Genomic DNA, 18,105 nt, shown 5'->3' with positions numbered 1-18,105 from the left:
AAATAGATACAAAAATGGGGACTTAAGTCCCCATTTTTTATGGTTTTCGCTGTACCGCTGCGCCCAGCCGTTTGAGCTGTTCAACAAATACTGACGGCTTATCGACATCCTGCATCAGCCATACCTGATGGCGTGCTCGCGTTAGCGCGACATAAAGCAGCCTGCGTTCTTCAGCGTCTGGGAAGTCTTCACTCTGTGGCAACAGAACCTGTTCAATGACGGATTCGCCCGTTGTCGCTGGGAAGCCATCTTTGCCCTCTTGTAAGCCTAAAATAATCACATAGTCAGCCTGCTGTCCTTTGCTGGCGTGAATAGTCGTGAATTCTATATTGAGTTTAGGCCAGCGCGTGGCGGCTTTATCTAAAACATCCGGTTTAAAGTAACGGTAACGCGCCAGAATCAGGATTCGCTCTTCAGGTTTTACGTAGCCGCTGAGCTTGTTTAGCAGATCTTCTAGTCGCTCCTGCGGCAGAATCGTCACCGCTTTCTTAGGCCCTTCAGACAGGCTATTTAACGCTTTGCGTAGTTGATGAGGGTTTTGCTGGATAAAACCGTTGGCTATCTCGCCGATACGGCGGTTAAAGCGATACGTGGTATCGAGCTCGCGCCGATCGCTGTCGCCAAAATGCTGAGTAAACGCGGTGGTGAGCGTCAGTTCTGCACCACTGAAACGATAGATCGCCTGCCAATCATCTCCAACAGCAAACAGGTTCGTGCGTGAGTTTTGCTTACGCAGTGCTTCAAGCAGCCTCGCACGCTGCGGTGAGATATCCTGAAACTCATCGACCAGAATGTGCTTCCACGGGCTAATAAACCGCCCTTTATCCAGCACGGCGATCGCCTGCTGTATCAGCCCTGGGAAATCTACTGCACCCTCATCTTTTAGTGCCGTTTTCCAAGCTTTGAGCAATGGAGCCATCAAACGAATGCGCTTTTGGAATAAATCACGGATTTCTTCCGGCGCACCTTCAATCATCTGGGCCTGCGAACCGCCATGCTCACGCATTAGCCCTACCCAACGTTCCAATTTTGGGGCTAAGCGCATCGCGAGCTTTTTGTCCTGCCAGTAGTTTTCCTCTTCAACCTGCCAATCCAGATCTTCGGTCAACCATTGGCGCCAGCCCTTCGCCTGCGCTTTCTTTGCCGCACACTCTTGCTGCCAGGTTTTCACCAACAGCTTTTGTCGAGCCTGAGCATCACCTTCGAGCTTACTGATATTGATCGTTTTCTTGCCGGAGTGATTGATAATTTGCAGCGCTAAAGCATGGAACGTTTTGGCCTGAATATCTGCCGTATGCAAACGTTCTTTAATACGATCGTTCATCTCCTCTGCGGCTTTACGCCCAAAGGCAAGCAACAGAATCTGTTCTGGCGTAGCCTCTTTCCGCAGTAATAGCCATCCTGCGCGCGCCACCAGCACGGAGGTTTTACCGCTACCGGCACCGGCGAGCACCAGAACGCCATTTTCACCGTTCACCACGGCCTGTGCCTGAGAAGAATTCAACGGCTGACTTTCTACCTGTTCGAAGAACTCGGCGTGCTCTGACAGCATGCGCTTAGTCCATTGCTGATTGCGTTCATCAACCATTTTTAAACCGTAGTTCAGCCACTTAAGGCAATAGCGGTAGCATTCACGACAGCTATCAAACTCTTCAAGGCGCTGCTGCGGCAAAGGAATGGCTTCGAAACAGCCCTTAATCATGGTGCAAATATCGGCGAGTTCGCTGCGCTTGAGCCAGCGGTCTTGCTGATTGAACTGTTCCAGCTCGGTGACCTGTGCAGAAAGTACGTCGGCGCTGATTTGCGCCATTTCATCGCTCCACGCCTGCCAGCTTTGCTGTAGGTGGTGATAAAAGCGCTGCGTCTCTTGCCAGTCGGTGCCGTGCAAACGCACCACTTTGGCTTCAGGGAGTTCAAACTCTAATTCGCCCCACACAATGCCTCGTTTGCAATGAATGGCGACCAATTGGTTAAACGGAATAAGGTACTCATGGCGATCGCCGCTCACCTCAACGCCCGCATTCAACAGTCTGACACGGTTATAAGGATGCTGAGCCAGATGTTGGCCCATTTTGGTTGCTCTCAGTTCCATTGTTTCGCCACTGTATTTTCGTTCTTCAGTATCACTATAGTTTACCTGTGTTCCTGCAACATACCTAGAACCTGCGTTGTGGAGCTTATCTTTATGAATTTTCCCTCTTTTACGCTGTGGGTATGGCAGATGAATATCAGAGAAAGTCAAAACAGGGTAAACTGCGCGGTAAAATGCATATTGTTAATGTTGTTATTTAGGTAAAGATCTATGAGAACTGTACTTAATATTCTTAATTTTGTTCTGGGTGGTTTCTTCACAACTTTGGGGTGGTTATTAGCGACGGCAGTCAGCGTTATTTTAATTTTCACGCTGCCATTAACGCGCTCGTGCTGGGAAATAACCAAACTTTCTCTGCTGCCGTTTGGTAATGAAGCTGTTCATGTGGATGACTTATATCCAGACCGCAAAAACGCGCTGCTTTCTACCGGTGGAACCTTGCTGAATATTGTCTGGTTTATTCTCTTCGGCTGGTGGCTGTGTTTGTCACATATTGCCGCGGGGATCGTGCAGTGCGTCACTATCATTGGCATTCCGGTTGGCATTGCCAACTTTAAAATTGCTGCTATTGCATTATGGCCAGTGGGTCGCCGTGTCGTACCCGTGGAAGTTGCGCAGCAGATGCGTATCGCCAATGCGAGTCGTCGTTTTAAATAAAGGGTCACAACGTGCTCTCTTTTGCACCTGGTTTAAGGCGCTATGCGTACAGCAGCGCCCTGCTTTATAACTTTCGTATTTTTATTGCGCTCGCGGGAGCAGCTGGCCTGCCGTGGTTCATCGGTGAGCCTCGGTTAACGATTCCGCTGACCCTTGGCGTGGTCGCTGCCGCCCTAGCCGATCTTGATGACCGTCTGGTTGGGCGGCTACGTAATTTAGCCATTACCCTAACCTGCTTTTTCATTGCATCCGCTTCGATTGAAATTCTATTCCCTTACCCGTGGTTCTTTGCCGTGGGTTTAATGGCGTCTACCATCGGGTTTATTTTGCTGGGTGCGTTAGGGCAACGCTATGCAACTATCGCATTCGGCGCACTATTGATCGCTATTTACACCATGCTAGGTACCTCGATGTATCACATTTGGTATCAGCAGCCGTTGCTCTTGGTTGTTGGTGCGGTGTGGTACAACGTCCTGACACTGCTGGGTCATCTGATTTTCCCTATCCGGCCGCTGCAAGAAGCTTTGGCACGTAGCTATGGTCAGTTAGCCGTTTATCTCGATGCAAAATCCAATTTGTTCGACCCCGATCAGGAAGGGAACTTTAATCAACCGCTAATTGACGTAGCGATGGCTAACAGTAATTTGGTTACCACGCTGAATCAGACTAAAGCGTCTTTGCTCACGCGTTTAAAAGGCGACCGAGGCCAGCGCGGTACACGCCGTACCCTACATTATTATTTTGTCGCGCAAGATATTCACGAACGTGCCAGCTCTTCGCATTTTCAATACCAGCAGCTGAGCGAAATGTTTCGCTATAGTGATGTTTTATTCCGCTTTCAGCGTCTCTTGATGCTGCAAGCGCGCGCCTGTTCGCAGTTATCGCAATCCATCCTGCTTCAGCAGAAATACCAGCATGATTTACGCTTTGAACGAGTCTTTACCCATTTAGAAGCAACGCTGCAACGCATTGCCACGCAGCACGGCCATCAGCATATTTTGGTGAAGTCTCTGTTTAATCTGCTGCTGAATCTCAAAGCGATAGACGCTCAGCTAGCCAATATTGAATCTGAACAGTCTCTGGCTGCCGAACGTGAAGAGGAGAATACCCTGTCTGACGATCGCATCAGCGGTTGGAACGACATGAAACTTCGGATTAGCCGGCATCTCACTCCGCAATCCGCCCTCTTCCGCCACGCAGTCCGTATGTCGATAGTCTTAGGCGTGGGCTACGGATTTATTCAATTTACCGGTTTAAACCACGGCTATTGGATCCTGCTTACGAGCTTGTTCGTTTGTCAGCCTAACTACAACGCCACCAAACGAAGATTGGCGCTGCGTATTATTGGTACGCTGGCTGGGGTGTTGTTGGGATTACCGATCCTCTATTTTGTACCATCACTCGACGGCCAAATGTTGCTGATCGTGATAAGCGGGGTGCTGTTCTTTGCATTTCGTAACGTGCAATACGCACATGCCACCATGTTCATCACGCTGTTGGTATTATTGTGCTTTAACCTTTTAGGCGAAGGCTTTGAAGTCGCAGGGCCGAGAGTTTTCGATACACTGGTGGGATGTGCTATTGCATGGGCAGCGGTCACGTTTATCTGGCCTGACTGGAAATTCCGCGCATTGCCTGCGGTGGTACAAAAGACGCTTAACGCAGACTGTCGCTATCTCGACGCCATTCTGGTGCAATACCATCAGGGTAAATCCAACGGTTTGGATTATCGAATCGCACGACGTGACGCTCATAACTGCGATGCGGAGCTGGCATCTGTGATTTCAAACATGTCGGCAGAACCCAAAAATGATGCCCAGACGCAAGAGTCCGCTTTCCGTCTGCTGTGTTTAAACCATACGCTGCTTAGCTATATCTCAGCATTAGGCGCGCATCGGGAAAAATTGGATAACGGCGAAGTGCTAAGCATGTTGGATGATGCCGCGTGTTATATGGACGATGCTCTCAACTATGACGATAGCATTGCTGAACGTACCGAGGTGGCTATACAGGGTCTTAAGCAGCGTCTGGAAGCGTACGCATCTCCGTCTGATAACGCTGAACAATTAGTTGTGCAGCAGATAAGTCTGATGATGGGCGTACTACCGGAACTGATGCAGCTCAAGCGAGAACTTATTCCAGCCTAACCTCTCTATTTAGTACTACTTAGCACTACTCTGATGGGAGCCTTATTTTGGCTCCCGTTAGCGTGTAAACCACACTATTTTTTCTGCCACCGATAGGTATTTTGTTTCAACCATTCATCCAGTGTGGCTCGTACCTGATATGAGAGCGCCGCTTCATGGCATTTCCTAACTGCCCCCGCTAAATCGAAGAGCAAGCGGTTGTGCAGATTGGCATTCATTTTTTTAAGTCGAACAAACGCTTCTGTTTCCCCTATGCTAATCAGCTGCTCAGGGCTCGTAATACCTATTTTCCCCAAGAGTCGCTCCATCATATTGTTGATATTGGGCAGCGATCGCAAGCCTGTACTTTCTGCCGCTCGCAATGACCTTTTAAGCATCACGGCCTGTTCCAGCGAGGCATTCGCGAGGTGCTGTAAAAAGGCAGGGTCATCCCACATACTATGCTCAACGCGGTAATAACTTAAACGTACCGGTATTCCTCGTTTAGTATAAATGAACGCCTTCATACCATAAGTCAGAAAACGAGATTTCAGCTCATCATGCGCTCGTAGGTATAGCTCCCCATCGGAGACAACTCCAAACATGGTTTTGTCTAGCCATACGCCAAAACCTCCAAACTGCGAGCGCAAAGTCACCGCACCGAGCGAAGAAAAAACGTCACACGCAACGGCAGCTCTTTCAGTTAACAATCCTTTCATATGTAACTCCCTTGATATGCATTCACAATACTAATAGGTACTTTATTGAGTAATAACAGTGAATTAAGAACATAGCGAATTACCGAAAAGCATCCAAACTGAAAGTTAGTTTTAGCTCGTTTTCATCGCAGATTTGCGAAGAGCATTGTAAAAAATAGGTTGATCTCTGCCGATCACCCATGTACTGTATATTCATACAGTACACACAGCGAGAACATATCATGCGCACACAGTCACTGCATCACTACACCGAACGCTCATCATTTTTAAGCCCGTCAGCGCATCATGAAACTGAAGAGCAAGGGAATGCCTATGCTGGCGTCATCAGTGAATTGGTCTATAGCGAACATCAGCCTATGTTGTCTCTCCTTTTGCTTCCGTTACTGCGTCAGCTCGGTAAGCAATCTCGCTGGTTACTCTGGTTGAACCCGCAGCATAGACTGAGCAAACAATGGCTGGCCGATTCAGGTTTACCCGCAAGTAAGGTTATGCAGCTCAATCAGATTGAGCCTGTAGATTCTATTTATGCGATGGAGTGTGCACTACGCAGCGGTAACTATAGTGTTGTATTGGGTTGGCTGCCGCCGTTAACTCAAAATGAACGCGCAAGATTAAGAAAAGCTGCGCAGGATGGAGAGTGTTTTGGATTGGTTATGCAACCCGATCTGAACTCGGAACCAGACCAAGGACAACGGAATTTGCTAAAAATTCAGTCCAAATTGTTTCATTAAGTAAATTTAAGAGAAATCTTATCTGAACTATTTTTTCACTGCTAATTATTTAATTTTATAGCAGAAACCCGCATTGCGCCTGCATTACTGCTCTTTTTTGTGAAAAAAACGACGTTTATTTTTTGAACAAAACGTTAAACGAAGTGTACACATTAATGGTTTTTTTGTTGAGCTATATCACATCGTACTTGTAAGTTTCTAATCTCGTTGTAGACTTGTTATCGCGAAGGTTGCTCTATAACGCCGAGAAAATTGGCACAGTATTTAATCGAGCGAAAACCTAGCAAAGGATTTTAACCAAGGGCTAATTGTAGCATTCTAGCTCTTTGGCCTATTTGGATGATAACGAGGCGCAAAATGAAAAAGACAGCTATCGCATTAGCAGTGGCACTCGCTGGTTTCGCTACCGTAGCGCAAGCAGCACCAAAAGATGATACTTGGTATGTTGGTGGTAAACTGGGCTGGTCCCACTACTACGACAACAGCATCAACCATTTCGGTAGCACCAACGTTCGTCCTGACCAGTTAGGCGGCGGTGCGTTCTTCGGTTACCAAGCAAACCCATACCTGGGCTTTGAAATGGGCTACGACTGGTTAGGTCGTATGGAATACCGTGGCGACAACAACGGTGCTTTCAAATCTCAAGGCGTTCAGCTGGCTGCTAAACTGAGCTACCCAATTGCTGACGATCTGGACATCTACACTCGTCTGGGTGGTATGGTATGGCGCGCTGACGGTTCTGCAAACTCTGAAACTCGCGGCCGTTACATCGACAGCCACGACACCGGTGTTTCTCCACTGGCTGCAATCGGTGTTGAATACGCACTGAACAAAGACTGGGCTACCCGTCTTGACTATCAGTTCGTAAGCAACATTGGTGATGCTAACGAAACTGCTGCACGTCCAGACAACACCCTGCTGAGCGTAGGTGTTACCTACCGTTTCGGTCAGGATGAAGCTGCTCCAGTTGTTGCTCCAGCACCAGCTCCAGCTCCAGTTGTTGAAACCAAGCGTTTCACTTTGAAGTCTGACGTTCTGTTCAACTTCAACAAAGCAACTCTGAAACCACAAGGCCAGCAGGCTCTGGATCAGATGTATTCTCAGCTGAGCAACCTGGATCCTAAAGACGGTTCTGTAGTTGTTCTGGGTTACACCGACCGTATCGGTTCTGAACAATACAACCAGAAACTGTCTGAACAGCGCGCACAGAGCGTTGTAGATTACCTGGTATCTAAAGGTATCCCTGCAGACAAAATCTCTGCACGTGGCATGGGCAAAGCTGACCCAGTTACTGGTTCTACCTGTGACAACGTTAAAGCTCGCGCAGCTCTGATCGACTGCCTGGCTCCAGACCGTCGCGTAGAAATCGAAGTTAAAGGCATCAAAGACGTAGTTACTCAGCCACAGGCTTAAGTTAACTCGTTGGTCCTTTAATCAAAAAGCCTCGCATTGCGAGGCTTTTTTTATGCATTGTCCGTAGCGGTCACTGCTGATAGTGATTAATAGTAAAAATGGGTGTTATTCCGAGGGCTTACCCAAAAATGACTGCAAATCTTTCTTCAACGATGACATTTGATTAGCATACTGTTCTTTGCGTTCTGCATCTTCAATGAGCTGCACGATAGTTTCAGATAACGTACTCCCGCGCCGATGAGCAAGCCCCGCCAAACGTTGCCAAACCAAATACTCTAGATCGATAGATTTCTTGCGTGTGTGCATGTGTTCCGCGTTGAAATGACGCTTTCGCCGCGCGCGAATAGTTTGTTTCATCTTGTTTTGCAGATCGGGATTCATATGTTCCCTGATCCACTCGTGAACATTAACAGGCTCACTCTCAAGCTTTAGCAGCAGATCAACAGCCTGCTGGGCCATACTAGTTTCTAGATAGCGGGTGATCGCTTCGCCTTCTCGGTGTTTCTTCACCAAGTACTTCCACTTCCACCCACTTTCCAGATTTTCAAGCTGTTGGTATTTCATTGAGATATCTGCCAGTGACACGGTAACTTCCCATAAGAATAACAACTTTTTTTAGTTTTGCAGATATTTCATGTTTTATTATTGATTGTTTTTTATCCAGCACTGCATCGAAATCACTTCCTTTTAACTCTTCTGCCGTTGTTTCCTGTGCAGGGCGGTGGAATCTTGTATAATTGCGGTTTTCCTACTGACAATAAAATTGACGACTTTGAGCAATTATCGACTCGACTGGCAATCGCTACTGCCCGATACGACACCATATCAGTCTGTTTTCTCTGCGGCGGCACAACAGCCTGCGCTGACGTTCTCAGAATATCAGCCACGCTTGGAAAACAGCTTGGCCCATTTCTGTCATCCGCAATCGCCTTCACCTTTTATGATCTTGAAGGCAGAGGAGACCTATGAGTATTTGGCGATCCTGCATCGTGCAACCGGAGAGTTATTGCCGGAGCTCACCTTGCGAGGGAGCCAATATCACATCGATGGTATGCACGTCAGCATCATGCCGGCTGATAATCATCAGGCGAATTTTGCAGCAACCACAACATCACTTTTTGCCGACTGGTATGAAGGTGAACAATTGTTTGGCACTGTTCGTCAGTCCAATGGAAAAATCACCCTTGAACCAGGCATGGTCCATAAAGCAAACGGCGGCGTGTTAATCCTGTCTTTGCGTACGATGCTTGCTCAGCCGCTTCTTTGGCTACGATTGAAGCAAATCGTTCTTGGCAGGAAATTCAAATGGTTCTCACCTGATGATAACAAGCCCCTGCCGGTACACATTCCCGATATGCCTATCGATCTTAAGGTCATTCTGGTCAGCGACCGTGAAGGATTAGCTGATTTCCAGGATATGGAACCTGATTTATGCTTCAACTCAATTTACGGTGAGTTTGAAGCCGATATGTCATTGGTAGATACCGAGGATATGCAGCGCTGGTGCTCATTGGTGACAACCATTGCCAACGAATATCAACTTCCTCCCATTGCTGAGGATGCATGGCCAATCCTCGTCAATACGGCCATCCGTGCCATTGGCGACCAAGGCACGCTGCCACTTAGCCCAACGCTCATCGCGCGTACGCTGCGTGAAGCCGCGCTGCACAGCAATGATGTTATTGATGCCCAAGCCCTCAATGAAACACTCGCATCTCGTCGCTGGCGCGAAGGTTATCTTGCAGAACGGATGCATGATGAAATCGAGCTAGGCCAAATTCTGATAGAAACCGAAGGTGAGGTCGTAGGCCAAATCAACGGCTTGTCAGTATTAGAGTATCCAGGCCACCCGCTGATGTTTGGCGAGCCTTCGCGCATTACCTGCGCGGTGCATCTGGGCGACGGGGAATTTACTGACGTAGAGCGCAAAGCGGAGCTGGGCGGAAATCTGCATGCCAAGGGCATGATGATTATGCAAGCCTTCCTGATCTCTGAATTAGATTTAGAGCAGCAGCTTCCCTTCTCTGCCTCAATTGTTTTTGAGCAATCTTATGGTGAAGTTGATGGCGACAGCGCTTCACTGGCTGAGCTCTGTGCATTGGTCAGCGCACTTTCTCTTGCGCCAATCAATCAACAGATCGCAGTCACTGGCTCTGTAGACCAATTTGGACACGTACAGCCTATTGGCGGCGTTAATGAAAAGATTGAAGGCTTCTTTGAAGCCTGCCAGCGTCGTGGCTTAACGGGCTCTCAGGGCGTGATTATCCCGGCAACCAACGCTCGTCATTTATGCCTAAGTGCAGAAGTTATCGAAGCGGTTAAAGCTGGAACGTTCCACCTTTGGGCCGTGGAGAATGCGGAAGATGCACTGCCAATTCTGACCGGCGTAGTATACCGTAGTGAGACTGGGCCTAGCCTTATCGGCGCAATTCAAGATCGAATTGCGGCTATCAGTCCAATGGATAAGCGTCAGTTGCCTTGGCCATTACGCTGGCTAAACTGGTTCAACCATGGCTGATCGGACTTGTTCAGCGTACACGTGTTAGCTAACATGCACCCTTCATTAAAATAAGGCTTACAAGAATTATGGTAGATAAACGCGAATCTTATACTAAAGAAGACCTTGAAGCGTCTGGACGCGGTGAACTGTTCGGTGCTGGTGGACCACCATTGCCGTCAGGCAACATGCTGATGATGGATCGTGTCGTGAAAATGACCGAAGACGGCGGCAACTACAACAAAGGCTATGTAGAAGCTGAGCTGGATATCAATCCTGACCTATGGTTCTTTGGTTGCCATTTCGTTGGCGATCCCGTGATGCCAGGATGTTTAGGATTAGATGCTATGTGGCAGCTGGTCGGCTTCTACCTTGGCTGGTTAGGCGGCGAAGGCAAAGGACGCGCACTTGGCGTTGGTGAAGTGAAATTTACCGGTCAGGTTCTGCCTACTGCAAAAAAAGTCACCTACCGTATTCATTTTAAACGCGTCATCAACCGTCGTTTAATCATGGGTATGGCTGATGGTGAAGTATTAGTTGATGGTCAGGTGATTTATAACGCATCCGATCTGAAAGTAGGCCTATTCAAAGATACCAGCGCATTCTAATGCACTAGGATCCGTGGCTATTGCCATTTACGAATAAAAAAAGCGCAGCTTCTTGCTGCGCTTTTTTTTTCTAAACAACCGACATTCTGTTACCTAACGATGAACAACGGTATTATTCGTAATCAGAACCTCTTTGACTTTATTAATGAGATCTAATAACGCCTTATCTTGCTGTGCCTTTTTACTGTAAGACATATAGATTTCATAGGTCCCTAGATCAACCTCGCAATCTAGACGCTTAAGATGATATATATCTTTAAATTTTTCATACATTGACTGAGGGAAAAAACCAACGTCATTTGTTTTTTCAATCACGGCTAAAGCCGTAATTAAAGATGGCGATGCAAAAGACACTGTTCTTTTACTCCCTAAAAGAGTATCTATTTTTGTTCTAAACTCAGTAATTTTTTTTCTATTTTTGGTAATTGTTGTGTACCGCTCATCCTTTATGTTGCCAGTTGCCACATCACCACTTATTCTCGGATGATTTTTGCCGCAAACCATCACAATATCCTCACTATAAATCAGCTCAGATTCAATAGCCGAGTTATAAATTGGAACAATATCAAAAATAATGTCTGCTTTATGGTATAGCAGCGCATGCTCTACTTCGATAGGATCCTCAGGTAACAAATTATGGGCGATTCGGCACTTAATCTTCGCCGATGACATAAGGTGACTGCAGACATCTGGTATCAATAATTGAGCAAGATGAGGATCACTCCAAATCACCAGATTTCGAATACTATCTCCCTTATCAGCAAAAATATCAATAATGCCGTTTAAGCTTCCCTTTATATTTTCATGCATACTATCAGCAAAAACCGTTGCAGATATCCCCTTTCCATCTCTTATAAACAGAGGATCTGGGAAATACTGTCTGAGTCGTTGAATGCTCTGACTTACCGCTGGAGATGTCATACCTAAAATATCAGCCGCTTTACTAACGCTTTTATAAAAATAAACAGCCTCGAAAACCGTTAATAAATTTAGATCAAACTTCCTTAATGATTTTAAACTATCCTGATGTTCAAACATCCCAATAACTCCAAATAGCAAACTCCATTTTTGGCGTCATAAAATCCATTAAATTAATAATAATTTAAAATATGACAAAACCAAATTATTCGTCCATGGAATGAATTCACAACCCAATAATAATTCATTCAATAATACATTATCTGATAGATTATAAAAAATAAAGCCTAATTTAACCTAGGATTAAAAATATAAGGAATTTATTTATACATATAAAATTTAAATAAATTTCGTATATATTCATAAGTCAGTTCGTCTGCTGAATAAAAACCCCTGCGCTCGCAGAGGTTTTTATTACTAATCCGAATTGAAAGCGATGACCATCAGGCCATTACCGACCTGTCTTCCATGGCCTGCCGCCAGCCTCCCAACCAATGTGACCTTGCATCTACCGATTGATATGGGCAAAACTCCTTTGAGCGCCCGATAATACCAGCCTGATACCCACGTGATTGAGCCCGTTCTAGGCGGTCGCGTTTTTGTCTCTTCATGCCTCGTTTCCCTCATTTTCAGTTCTGCTGGAAAGAAAACAGTGATGGCTTTTTCACCATCACACATAATCAATAGCCGTTTTTAGCCTGAGGGTCAATGCGCAAAATTCATACCAGTGTCACAAATGTGAGCAACAAGACGTCGTCATATAACAGCATTTAACGCGATGTCTCACAATCATCTGTTCTACATAAAGAAAACCCCGGCCAGCGATACTTACTCTGGTCGGGGTTTATTTAGACAATGTTAGTCTAGCGTATTACTGAACCTGACGCGCGATCTGCTGCGCTTCCTGTTGCCAGCCTTCCGCGAGCGTCTTAACCAGCGCATCATAGCCATCCTGCTGCACAGGAAGCACTAGGTTGAACGCTCGCTTAGTCAGTTGACCATTACGCGTTAATATCCATTCACCGCTGATAACTGCTTTGCCATCATAGCGGCCATGGAAGCCTGTCACGCTGATATTTAGCGTATCCTGAGCGTTACCTAGCGGCTGAGATGAAACAATCCAGCCTGGCATCGCCACACTCAAATTCGCGACCATCGTTTGCTGAAGCTGTTGCTCCAACGGGCTTGCCCAAAGATTGTTCCCTGCGGTGACAAACTGCACATCATTAGTTTGATAAACCACGCCGAGGGCGCTCAGAAAATCAGCCACGCTCACACGCTCAAGCCATAGCTGATGCGTATCGCTGTTGATAGGCGCTTGTACCACCGCCGTGCTAGCCACGGGAACAGGCAGCTGATAGTAACTTTTCTGTGGTTGGCTACTACATGCACTCAGCAGTAAAGCAGCCGCTCCCAGCATCCAGATTTTCATTATTTTGTCCTCTTAGGCTGCGGATCTTTGCCAGCTGGCGCTTCAAATACCAGTGAATTGCTCTTCTCATTAAGCGTACGTAACACTGGCTGTAGCTCACGTAACACCTGATCCAAGCGCTGCATATCACCAACCATATTATTATAGGCTGGAGAACCTGGCTGGAAGCCTTTGACACTACGATTCAACTCAGTCAGCGTTTTCTGCATATCGCCTGGTAATGCTTGCGCCTCTTTACTTGAAACCAATTTATTCAACGCATCCAACGTTTTCTGCGTTTCTGCCATCGTTTTCTGGCTGGCTTTCAAGGTATTAGTCGCTTCATTAATCATTGGCTCGATAGGCAACGAGTTGATTTTATCAAGTGTCGCGGTCAGTTTCTGTTGCAGCTGCGCTAAGCCACCGCTCACCGTAGGAACGACCGGCCAACCATCAATTTTACGCGGCCCTTTCCACGGCTTAGCCTGTGGATAGAAGTCCAAATCAATATACAGCGAGCCAGTTAGCAAGTTGGCAGACTTCAGTGATGCGCGTAAACCTTCACCGACTCCGGAGAATAGGTGTTGCTCGACGTTAAAGTTATCACCCAGTTTTTGCTGAATACGTCCCGGCTCGATATTAACCAAGACCGGAATCTGATAATCAGAGTCCAACTTCTGGCTTAGACCAGTGACAAAGTAAGGCGCTTCAGCCACAGTACCTAAGCGAATGCCGCGGAATTCAACCGGAGCACCGGCCTGCAAACCACGAATAGAATCACTAAAGAACATCAGCACGCTTTTATGTTCTGTGTATAGCGATTCCTGAATGCTGCGCTGGTTATCAAACAGTGCAAACTGAGACTGATTTGCCGCAGGCTTACCGACTGACCAGCCTTGTGGTACATCAAAGCTCACGCCGCCGCTAAACAGCGTGGTTAATGAGCCCATTTCCACACGCATTCCCTGAGCCGACATATCGAATGCAACGCCGCTGTCGATCCAGAAGCGAACATTGTCTGTCACCAAGGTGTCATACGGCGCAGAAATGAAGATCTGATAGTGGATCTGGCGATTTTTTGGATCAAACTGGCTGGTCTCAACAGAGCCCACGCGTAAACCACGGAACAAGACCGGATCGCCTGGGCTAAGTTGTCCAGCCTGCTCGCTGTTTAACGTTACGCGGATGCCTTTCGCATCCGGTGGCGCTAACGGCGGCTGATCAAGCAAATTGTACTCATCGCGAGTCTCTTTATTTGAACCCGGTTGCAGCTCAATGTAAGCCCCAGAGAGCAGCGTTCCGAGCCCCGAAATACCTTCTCGGCCTATTTGTGGTTTTACTACCCAGAACACGCTGTCTTTACGCAGGAGCTTTTCCATTCCTGAGTTCAAGCGTGCTTTTACGATAACCTGCGTCAAATCCTCATTTAACGTGACGGTTTCAACCATACCCACGTCAACGCTACGACTTTTGATCGCCGTTTTTCCACCTTCTAGGCCTTCTGCACTAGAGGTAATCAACGTGACTTCCGGTCCTTGGTGGCTAAAATGATAAAAAATCACCCATGCGCCGATCAGTGCCGTGACGATAGGGACAATCCAGACAGGGGACCAGCGTTTGATTTTTTCAACCTTAGCTACGCCAGTTTCTTGCTCATTCACTTTGAGGCTCCTTGTACGTTAAGCCACGTTCCCGATCCCAGAGCAATCTAGGATCAAATGTCATCGCTGAGATCATGGTAAGAATCACCACCATCGCAAAAAGTAACGCTCCAATATCAGGGTAAATACTCATCAATTGGCCCATATTTACCAACGCAGAAAGCACCGCGATAACAAATACGTCAATCATTGACCAGCGCCCAACAAATTCCACAATTTCATAAATAAAATGCATACGCTCGCTGTCACCGCGAGTGGCATATTTGGCATCCCAACATAACCACCCTATCGCTAATATTTTCAGCGTAGGAACCATAATACTGGCGATAAAAATAACCATGGCGACCGGATAAGAGCCTTCGCCCCATAGCAAAATAACCCCAGCCATAATCGTTGAGGTGAGCTTGGTGCCAAGCGCCTGCGTCACCATAATCGGCAGAACGTTTGCGGGGATATACAGCATGATTGCCGTGACGAGTAGAGACATCGTCCATTGCAAGCTATTACGACGACGTACGTGACCTTTACTATGGCAGCGAGGGCACGACAACTGATCGCCGGGTAAAATAGCCGAACAACATGAACAAGAGCGTAACCCTTGCTGAAGCCCGGTTAGACCAACACGCAAATTTTCCGGATGCTGCGGGGCGGGCGCAATATCACTCCACAGAAGTCGTTTATCGATCACTTGGAATACGCGCACCTGCAGAACGCAAAATAGGCAATAAGGCAGGAAACTGGTACCCACACCGACATCACCATAGGCCATCAGCTTCACAAAGCTGACCAGAACCCCCGCTAAGAAGATTTCAACCATGCACCACGAGCGGCATTTGAAGAGGATCTTTGCCATCATAACCTTGAGTTCTGTCGGCATCGGTATCCGCAAATTAAGCAGAATAATCGAAACCATACAAAACGCAGGTACCAGCTGTACAAAAATCATAAACAGCGACGCCATGCTGGCATAGTCTTCTGACACCAACACCTGCGGGATCTGAATCAGAGTGATGGCATTGCGGATCCCAGCAACGGACATGTTAACGAAGGGAAATAAGTTAGCCAGCACCAGCATAAACAGCGCACAAATGGCGTACAGCACGGGCTGACGACGCGGCTCTCGCCACTTCACCATCAAGGTTGTATGACAGCGTGGACAGCTACTTTTAGAGCCCTCGGGCAATACCGGCAGCTCCACCAGCATGTCACATTGCGGGCATAATATTTTGTTTTCTGAATCCAGATGATGTTCAGAACACATGATTTCTTCCCACTATTCGGTTGCTACATAAAATGCATAAAAAAGCCTGACACAACACATCACTCCGCGTTAGTCAGGCTTGATTCCGTCTTAGGCAGATCGATTAAGCATTCTTCATTGCTTCTAACTCTTCCCAACGCTCAAACGCCGTTTCAAGCTGCTGCTCGACTTCCGCCATCTTTTGCAGAACGTTCTGAGTTTCTTCATGGGATTGATTGAAGAAATCAGGTTTAGCCACTTTTTCCTGCAAAGCTGTCAGTTCGGTTTCCAACTCTTCAAGCCGCGCAGGAAGCTGCTCTAATTCACGTAGCAAATTATAGCTCATCTTATTGCTGCGCTTTTTCGCTTCAGTTTTAGGTGCACCTGCACTCGCCTGAGGTTTAGACGCGGCCTGTTGGCTGAAAGAACGCATATCGGCTTTTTGCTTGTGCGCGTCGTAATAACCACCCACGTAGCTGTTGATAACGCCGTTGCCCTCAAAGATCCAACAATCAGTCACAGAGTTATCTACAAATTGACGATCGTGGCTAACCAGCATAACCGTGCCTTGATAACCATCAACCAGCTCTTCCAACAATTCCAATGTTTCGATATCTAAATCGTTGGTTGGTTCATCGAGGATCAATAAATTACTTGGTTTCAGGAACAGCTTCGCCAGCAACAGACGGTTACGTTCACCGCCTGACAAGGCGCGTACCGGCGTCATCGCACGTTTAGGGTGGAACAGGAAGTCCTGCAAATACCCTAAAACATGGCGTGGACGGCCATTAACCATAACTTCTTGCTTACCTTCAGCCAGGTTATCCATCACGGTTTTATCCGGATCTAGCTCTGCACGATGCTGATCAAAGTAAGCAATTTCCAGCTTCGTCCCGCAGCGCACTTTTCCGCTATCTGGCGGCAATTGACCCAGCATCAGTTTCAGCAGCGTGGTTTTACCACAGCCGTTTGGCCCAACCAGCGCGATCTTATCGCCACGATTGACCTGAACGCTGAAATCACGCACCAGCGTTTTGCCGGCCACGCTGTAATTAACATTTTCCATCTCAAAGACAATTTTGCCGGAGCGCAACGATTCTTCAACCTGCATCTTGGCATTGCCTTGCACACTCCGGCGCTCAGCATGTTCGTTACGCATAGCTTTTAACGCGCGAACACGGCCTTCGTTACGGGTACGACGCGCTTTGATCCCTTGACGGATCCAGACTTCTTCCTGCGCTAATTTGCGATCAAACTCTGCGTTTTGCATTTCTTCAACGCGCAGCGCTTCTTCTTTCGCAATTAAATAAGCGTCATAGTTGCCTGGCCAAGAGACCAGCTTTCCGCGATCCAGATCGACGATACGGGTCGCCATGCTGCGAATAAATGAACGGTCATGGGAAATAAATACGATGCTACCGGTAAATTCCTTCAGGAAATCTTCCAGCCACGTGATCGTTTCGATATCCAAGTGGTTCGTCGGTTCATCCAGCAACAGCACATCAGGCTCACATACCAGCGCACGAGCCAACGCCGCTTTACGCAGCCAGCCACCTGACAACGCAGACAGGTCGGTATCAGCGTTCAAGCCCAGCTTGGTCAGCACGTCGCTGATGCGGCTATCAATACGCCATAGGCCTTGATGATCCAAGATTTCCTGTAGCGCAGAAAGCTTATTCAGATTCTGTTCGCTAGGATCGGATTCGACCTTTTTCAGCAAATCATGGTAAGCCTTAAGATGCTGAGCCTGTTCGGCAACGCCTTCTGAGACAAAATCAAAAACCGTTCCACCGATATTACGCGGCGGATCTTGCTGCAAACGCGAGACCACTAAATCTTGCTCATAGATGATACGTCCATCATCCAGCGGTAATTCTTTGCCCAGTACTTTCAGCAGGGTTGATTTGCCTGCGCCATTACGGCCTACCAGACAAACACGTTCATTTGGCTCGATGTGTAATTCGGTGTTATCGAGCAACGGCGCATCACTAAATGAAATCCATGCACCGGAAAGACTAATTAACGACATATC

Annotated in this window: 15 protein-coding genes; 6 read left to right on the top strand and 9 right to left on the bottom strand. The window is 47.3% G+C overall.

Annotated elements, in window-relative coordinates:
* Positions 1-37 precede the first annotated feature (37 nt).
* Positions 38-2,092, bottom strand: coding sequence for a DNA helicase IV (gene helD / locus RSC70_RS00315; RefSeq protein ID WP_332541276.1), 2,055 nt, complete (start codon positions 2,090-2,092; stop codon positions 38-40).
* Positions 2,093-2,302: 210 nt separating this feature from the next.
* Between helD and RSC70_RS00310 the strand changes: the two genes are divergently transcribed.
* Together RSC70_RS00310 and yccS are read left to right on the top strand one after the other, a co-directional pair.
* Complete coding sequence (locus RSC70_RS00310) at positions 2,303-2,749, top strand: YccF domain-containing protein (RefSeq protein WP_025801014.1); 447 nt, start codon at positions 2,303-2,305, stop codon at positions 2,747-2,749.
* 11 nt (positions 2,750-2,760) lie between these two features.
* Entirely contained in the window at positions 2,761-4,896 is a 2,136-nt protein-coding gene (yccS, locus tag RSC70_RS00305; protein WP_025801013.1) for a YccS family putative transporter, read from the top strand.
* Positions 4,897-4,970: 74 nt separating this feature from the next.
* Here the strand turns inward: yccS and RSC70_RS00300 are convergent, their stop codons facing one another.
* Positions 4,971-5,594, bottom strand: a complete 624-nt coding sequence (locus RSC70_RS00300; protein WP_025801012.1) for a TfoX/Sxy family protein — start codon at positions 5,592-5,594, stop codon at positions 4,971-4,973.
* A 221-nt stretch (positions 5,595-5,815) separates the two neighbouring features.
* Here RSC70_RS00300 and sulA point away from each other — a divergent pair, with 221 nt between their 5' ends.
* Together sulA and ompA are read left to right on the top strand one after the other, a co-directional pair.
* On the top strand, positions 5,816-6,325 hold the full coding sequence (sulA, locus tag RSC70_RS00295) for an SOS-induced cell division inhibitor SulA (RefSeq protein ID WP_040045934.1): 510 nt from the start codon (positions 5,816-5,818) through the stop codon (positions 6,323-6,325).
* A 357-nt stretch (positions 6,326-6,682) separates the two neighbouring features.
* Positions 6,683-7,738, top strand: a complete 1,056-nt coding sequence (gene ompA / locus RSC70_RS00290; protein ID WP_332541274.1) for a porin OmpA — start codon at positions 6,683-6,685, stop codon at positions 7,736-7,738.
* A 105-nt stretch (positions 7,739-7,843) separates the two neighbouring features.
* Here the strand turns inward: ompA and matP are convergent, their stop codons facing one another.
* On the bottom strand, positions 7,844-8,302 hold the full coding sequence (gene matP, locus RSC70_RS00285; RefSeq protein WP_040045932.1) for a macrodomain Ter protein MatP: 459 nt from the start codon (positions 8,300-8,302) through the stop codon (positions 7,844-7,846).
* Positions 8,303-8,510: 208 nt separating this feature from the next.
* Here matP and RSC70_RS00280 point away from each other — a divergent pair, with 208 nt between their 5' ends.
* Positions 8,511-10,256, top strand: a complete 1,746-nt coding sequence (locus tag RSC70_RS00280) for an AAA family ATPase (protein ID WP_186277630.1) — start codon at positions 8,511-8,513, stop codon at positions 10,254-10,256.
* 68 nt (positions 10,257-10,324) lie between these two features.
* Positions 10,325-10,843 carry a bifunctional 3-hydroxydecanoyl-ACP dehydratase/trans-2-decenoyl-ACP isomerase gene (gene fabA / locus RSC70_RS00275; protein ID WP_025801007.1) on the top strand — a complete coding sequence of 173 codons (519 nt, stop codon included), beginning with the start codon at positions 10,325-10,327 and terminating at the stop codon, positions 10,841-10,843.
* Positions 10,844-10,936: 93 nt separating this feature from the next.
* Here fabA and RSC70_RS00270 read toward each other — a convergent pair whose 3' ends face one another.
* From RSC70_RS00270 to RSC70_RS00245, 6 genes are all read right to left on the bottom strand, one after another.
* On the bottom strand, positions 10,937-11,881 hold the full coding sequence (locus RSC70_RS00270; protein ID WP_282814744.1) for a LysR family transcriptional regulator: 945 nt from the start codon (positions 11,879-11,881) through the stop codon (positions 10,937-10,939).
* Positions 11,882-12,204: 323 nt separating this feature from the next.
* Entirely contained in the window at positions 12,205-12,372 is a 168-nt protein-coding gene (gene rmf / locus RSC70_RS00265) for a ribosome modulation factor (RefSeq protein WP_004095659.1), read from the bottom strand.
* 260 nt (positions 12,373-12,632) lie between these two features.
* Positions 12,633-13,193, bottom strand: coding sequence for a membrane integrity-associated transporter subunit PqiC (gene pqiC / locus RSC70_RS00260; RefSeq protein ID WP_172721375.1), 561 nt, complete (start codon positions 13,191-13,193; stop codon positions 12,633-12,635).
* Positions 13,193-14,833 (bottom strand): intermembrane transport protein PqiB, encoded by a 1,641-nt coding sequence (gene pqiB, locus RSC70_RS00255; protein WP_040045929.1) that lies wholly within the window; start codon positions 14,831-14,833, stop codon positions 13,193-13,195. Before pqiB ends, pqiC begins: the two co-directional genes overlap by 1 nt.
* On the bottom strand, positions 14,826-16,094 hold the full coding sequence (gene pqiA / locus RSC70_RS00250; RefSeq protein ID WP_332541270.1) for a membrane integrity-associated transporter subunit PqiA: 1,269 nt from the start codon (positions 16,092-16,094) through the stop codon (positions 14,826-14,828). The genes pqiB and pqiA overlap by 8 nt, the downstream gene beginning before the upstream one ends.
* 103 nt (positions 16,095-16,197) lie before the next feature.
* Positions 16,198-18,102 (bottom strand): ABC transporter ATP-binding protein, encoded by a 1,905-nt coding sequence (locus RSC70_RS00245; RefSeq protein WP_103009389.1) that lies wholly within the window; start codon positions 18,100-18,102, stop codon positions 16,198-16,200.
* Positions 18,103-18,105: the final 3 nt, after the last annotated feature.

The organism is Hafnia sp., from assembly GCF_036648275.1.
Lineage (GTDB): Bacteria > Pseudomonadota > Gammaproteobacteria > Enterobacterales > Enterobacteriaceae > Hafnia > Hafnia alvei.
The sequence above is the reverse complement of the archived record's forward strand: the minus strand, read 5'-3'. Positions and strand labels throughout refer to the sequence as shown.

Coding starts and splice junctions, on each gene's coding strand:
- helD (WP_332541276.1), bottom strand. CDS start 2,092: ATGGAACTGAGAGCAACCAAAATGGGCCAACATCTGGCTCAGCATCCT.
- RSC70_RS00310 (WP_025801014.1), top strand. CDS start 2,303: ATGAGAACTGTACTTAATATTCTTAATTTTGTTCTGGGTGGTTTCTTC.
- RSC70_RS00300 (WP_025801012.1), bottom strand. CDS start 5,594: ATGAAAGGATTGTTAACTGAAAGAGCTGCCGTTGCGTGTGACGTTTTT.
- sulA (WP_040045934.1), top strand. CDS start 5,816: ATGCGCACACAGTCACTGCATCACTACACCGAACGCTCATCATTTTTA.
- ompA (WP_332541274.1), top strand. CDS start 6,683: ATGAAAAAGACAGCTATCGCATTAGCAGTGGCACTCGCTGGTTTCGCT.
- matP (WP_040045932.1), bottom strand. CDS start 8,302: ATGAAATACCAACAGCTTGAAAATCTGGAAAGTGGGTGGAAGTGGAAG.
- fabA (WP_025801007.1), top strand. CDS start 10,325: ATGGTAGATAAACGCGAATCTTATACTAAAGAAGACCTTGAAGCGTCT.
- RSC70_RS00270 (WP_282814744.1), bottom strand. CDS start 11,881: ATGTTTGAACATCAGGATAGTTTAAAATCATTAAGGAAGTTTGATCTA.
- rmf (WP_004095659.1), bottom strand. CDS start 12,372: ATGAAGAGACAAAAACGCGACCGCCTAGAACGGGCTCAATCACGTGGG.
- pqiC (WP_172721375.1), bottom strand. CDS start 13,193: ATGAAAATCTGGATGCTGGGAGCGGCTGCTTTACTGCTGAGTGCATGT.
- pqiA (WP_332541270.1), bottom strand. CDS start 16,094: ATGTGTTCTGAACATCATCTGGATTCAGAAAACAAAATATTATGCCCG.
- RSC70_RS00245 (WP_103009389.1), bottom strand. CDS start 18,102: ATGTCGTTAATTAGTCTTTCCGGTGCATGGATTTCATTTAGTGATGCG.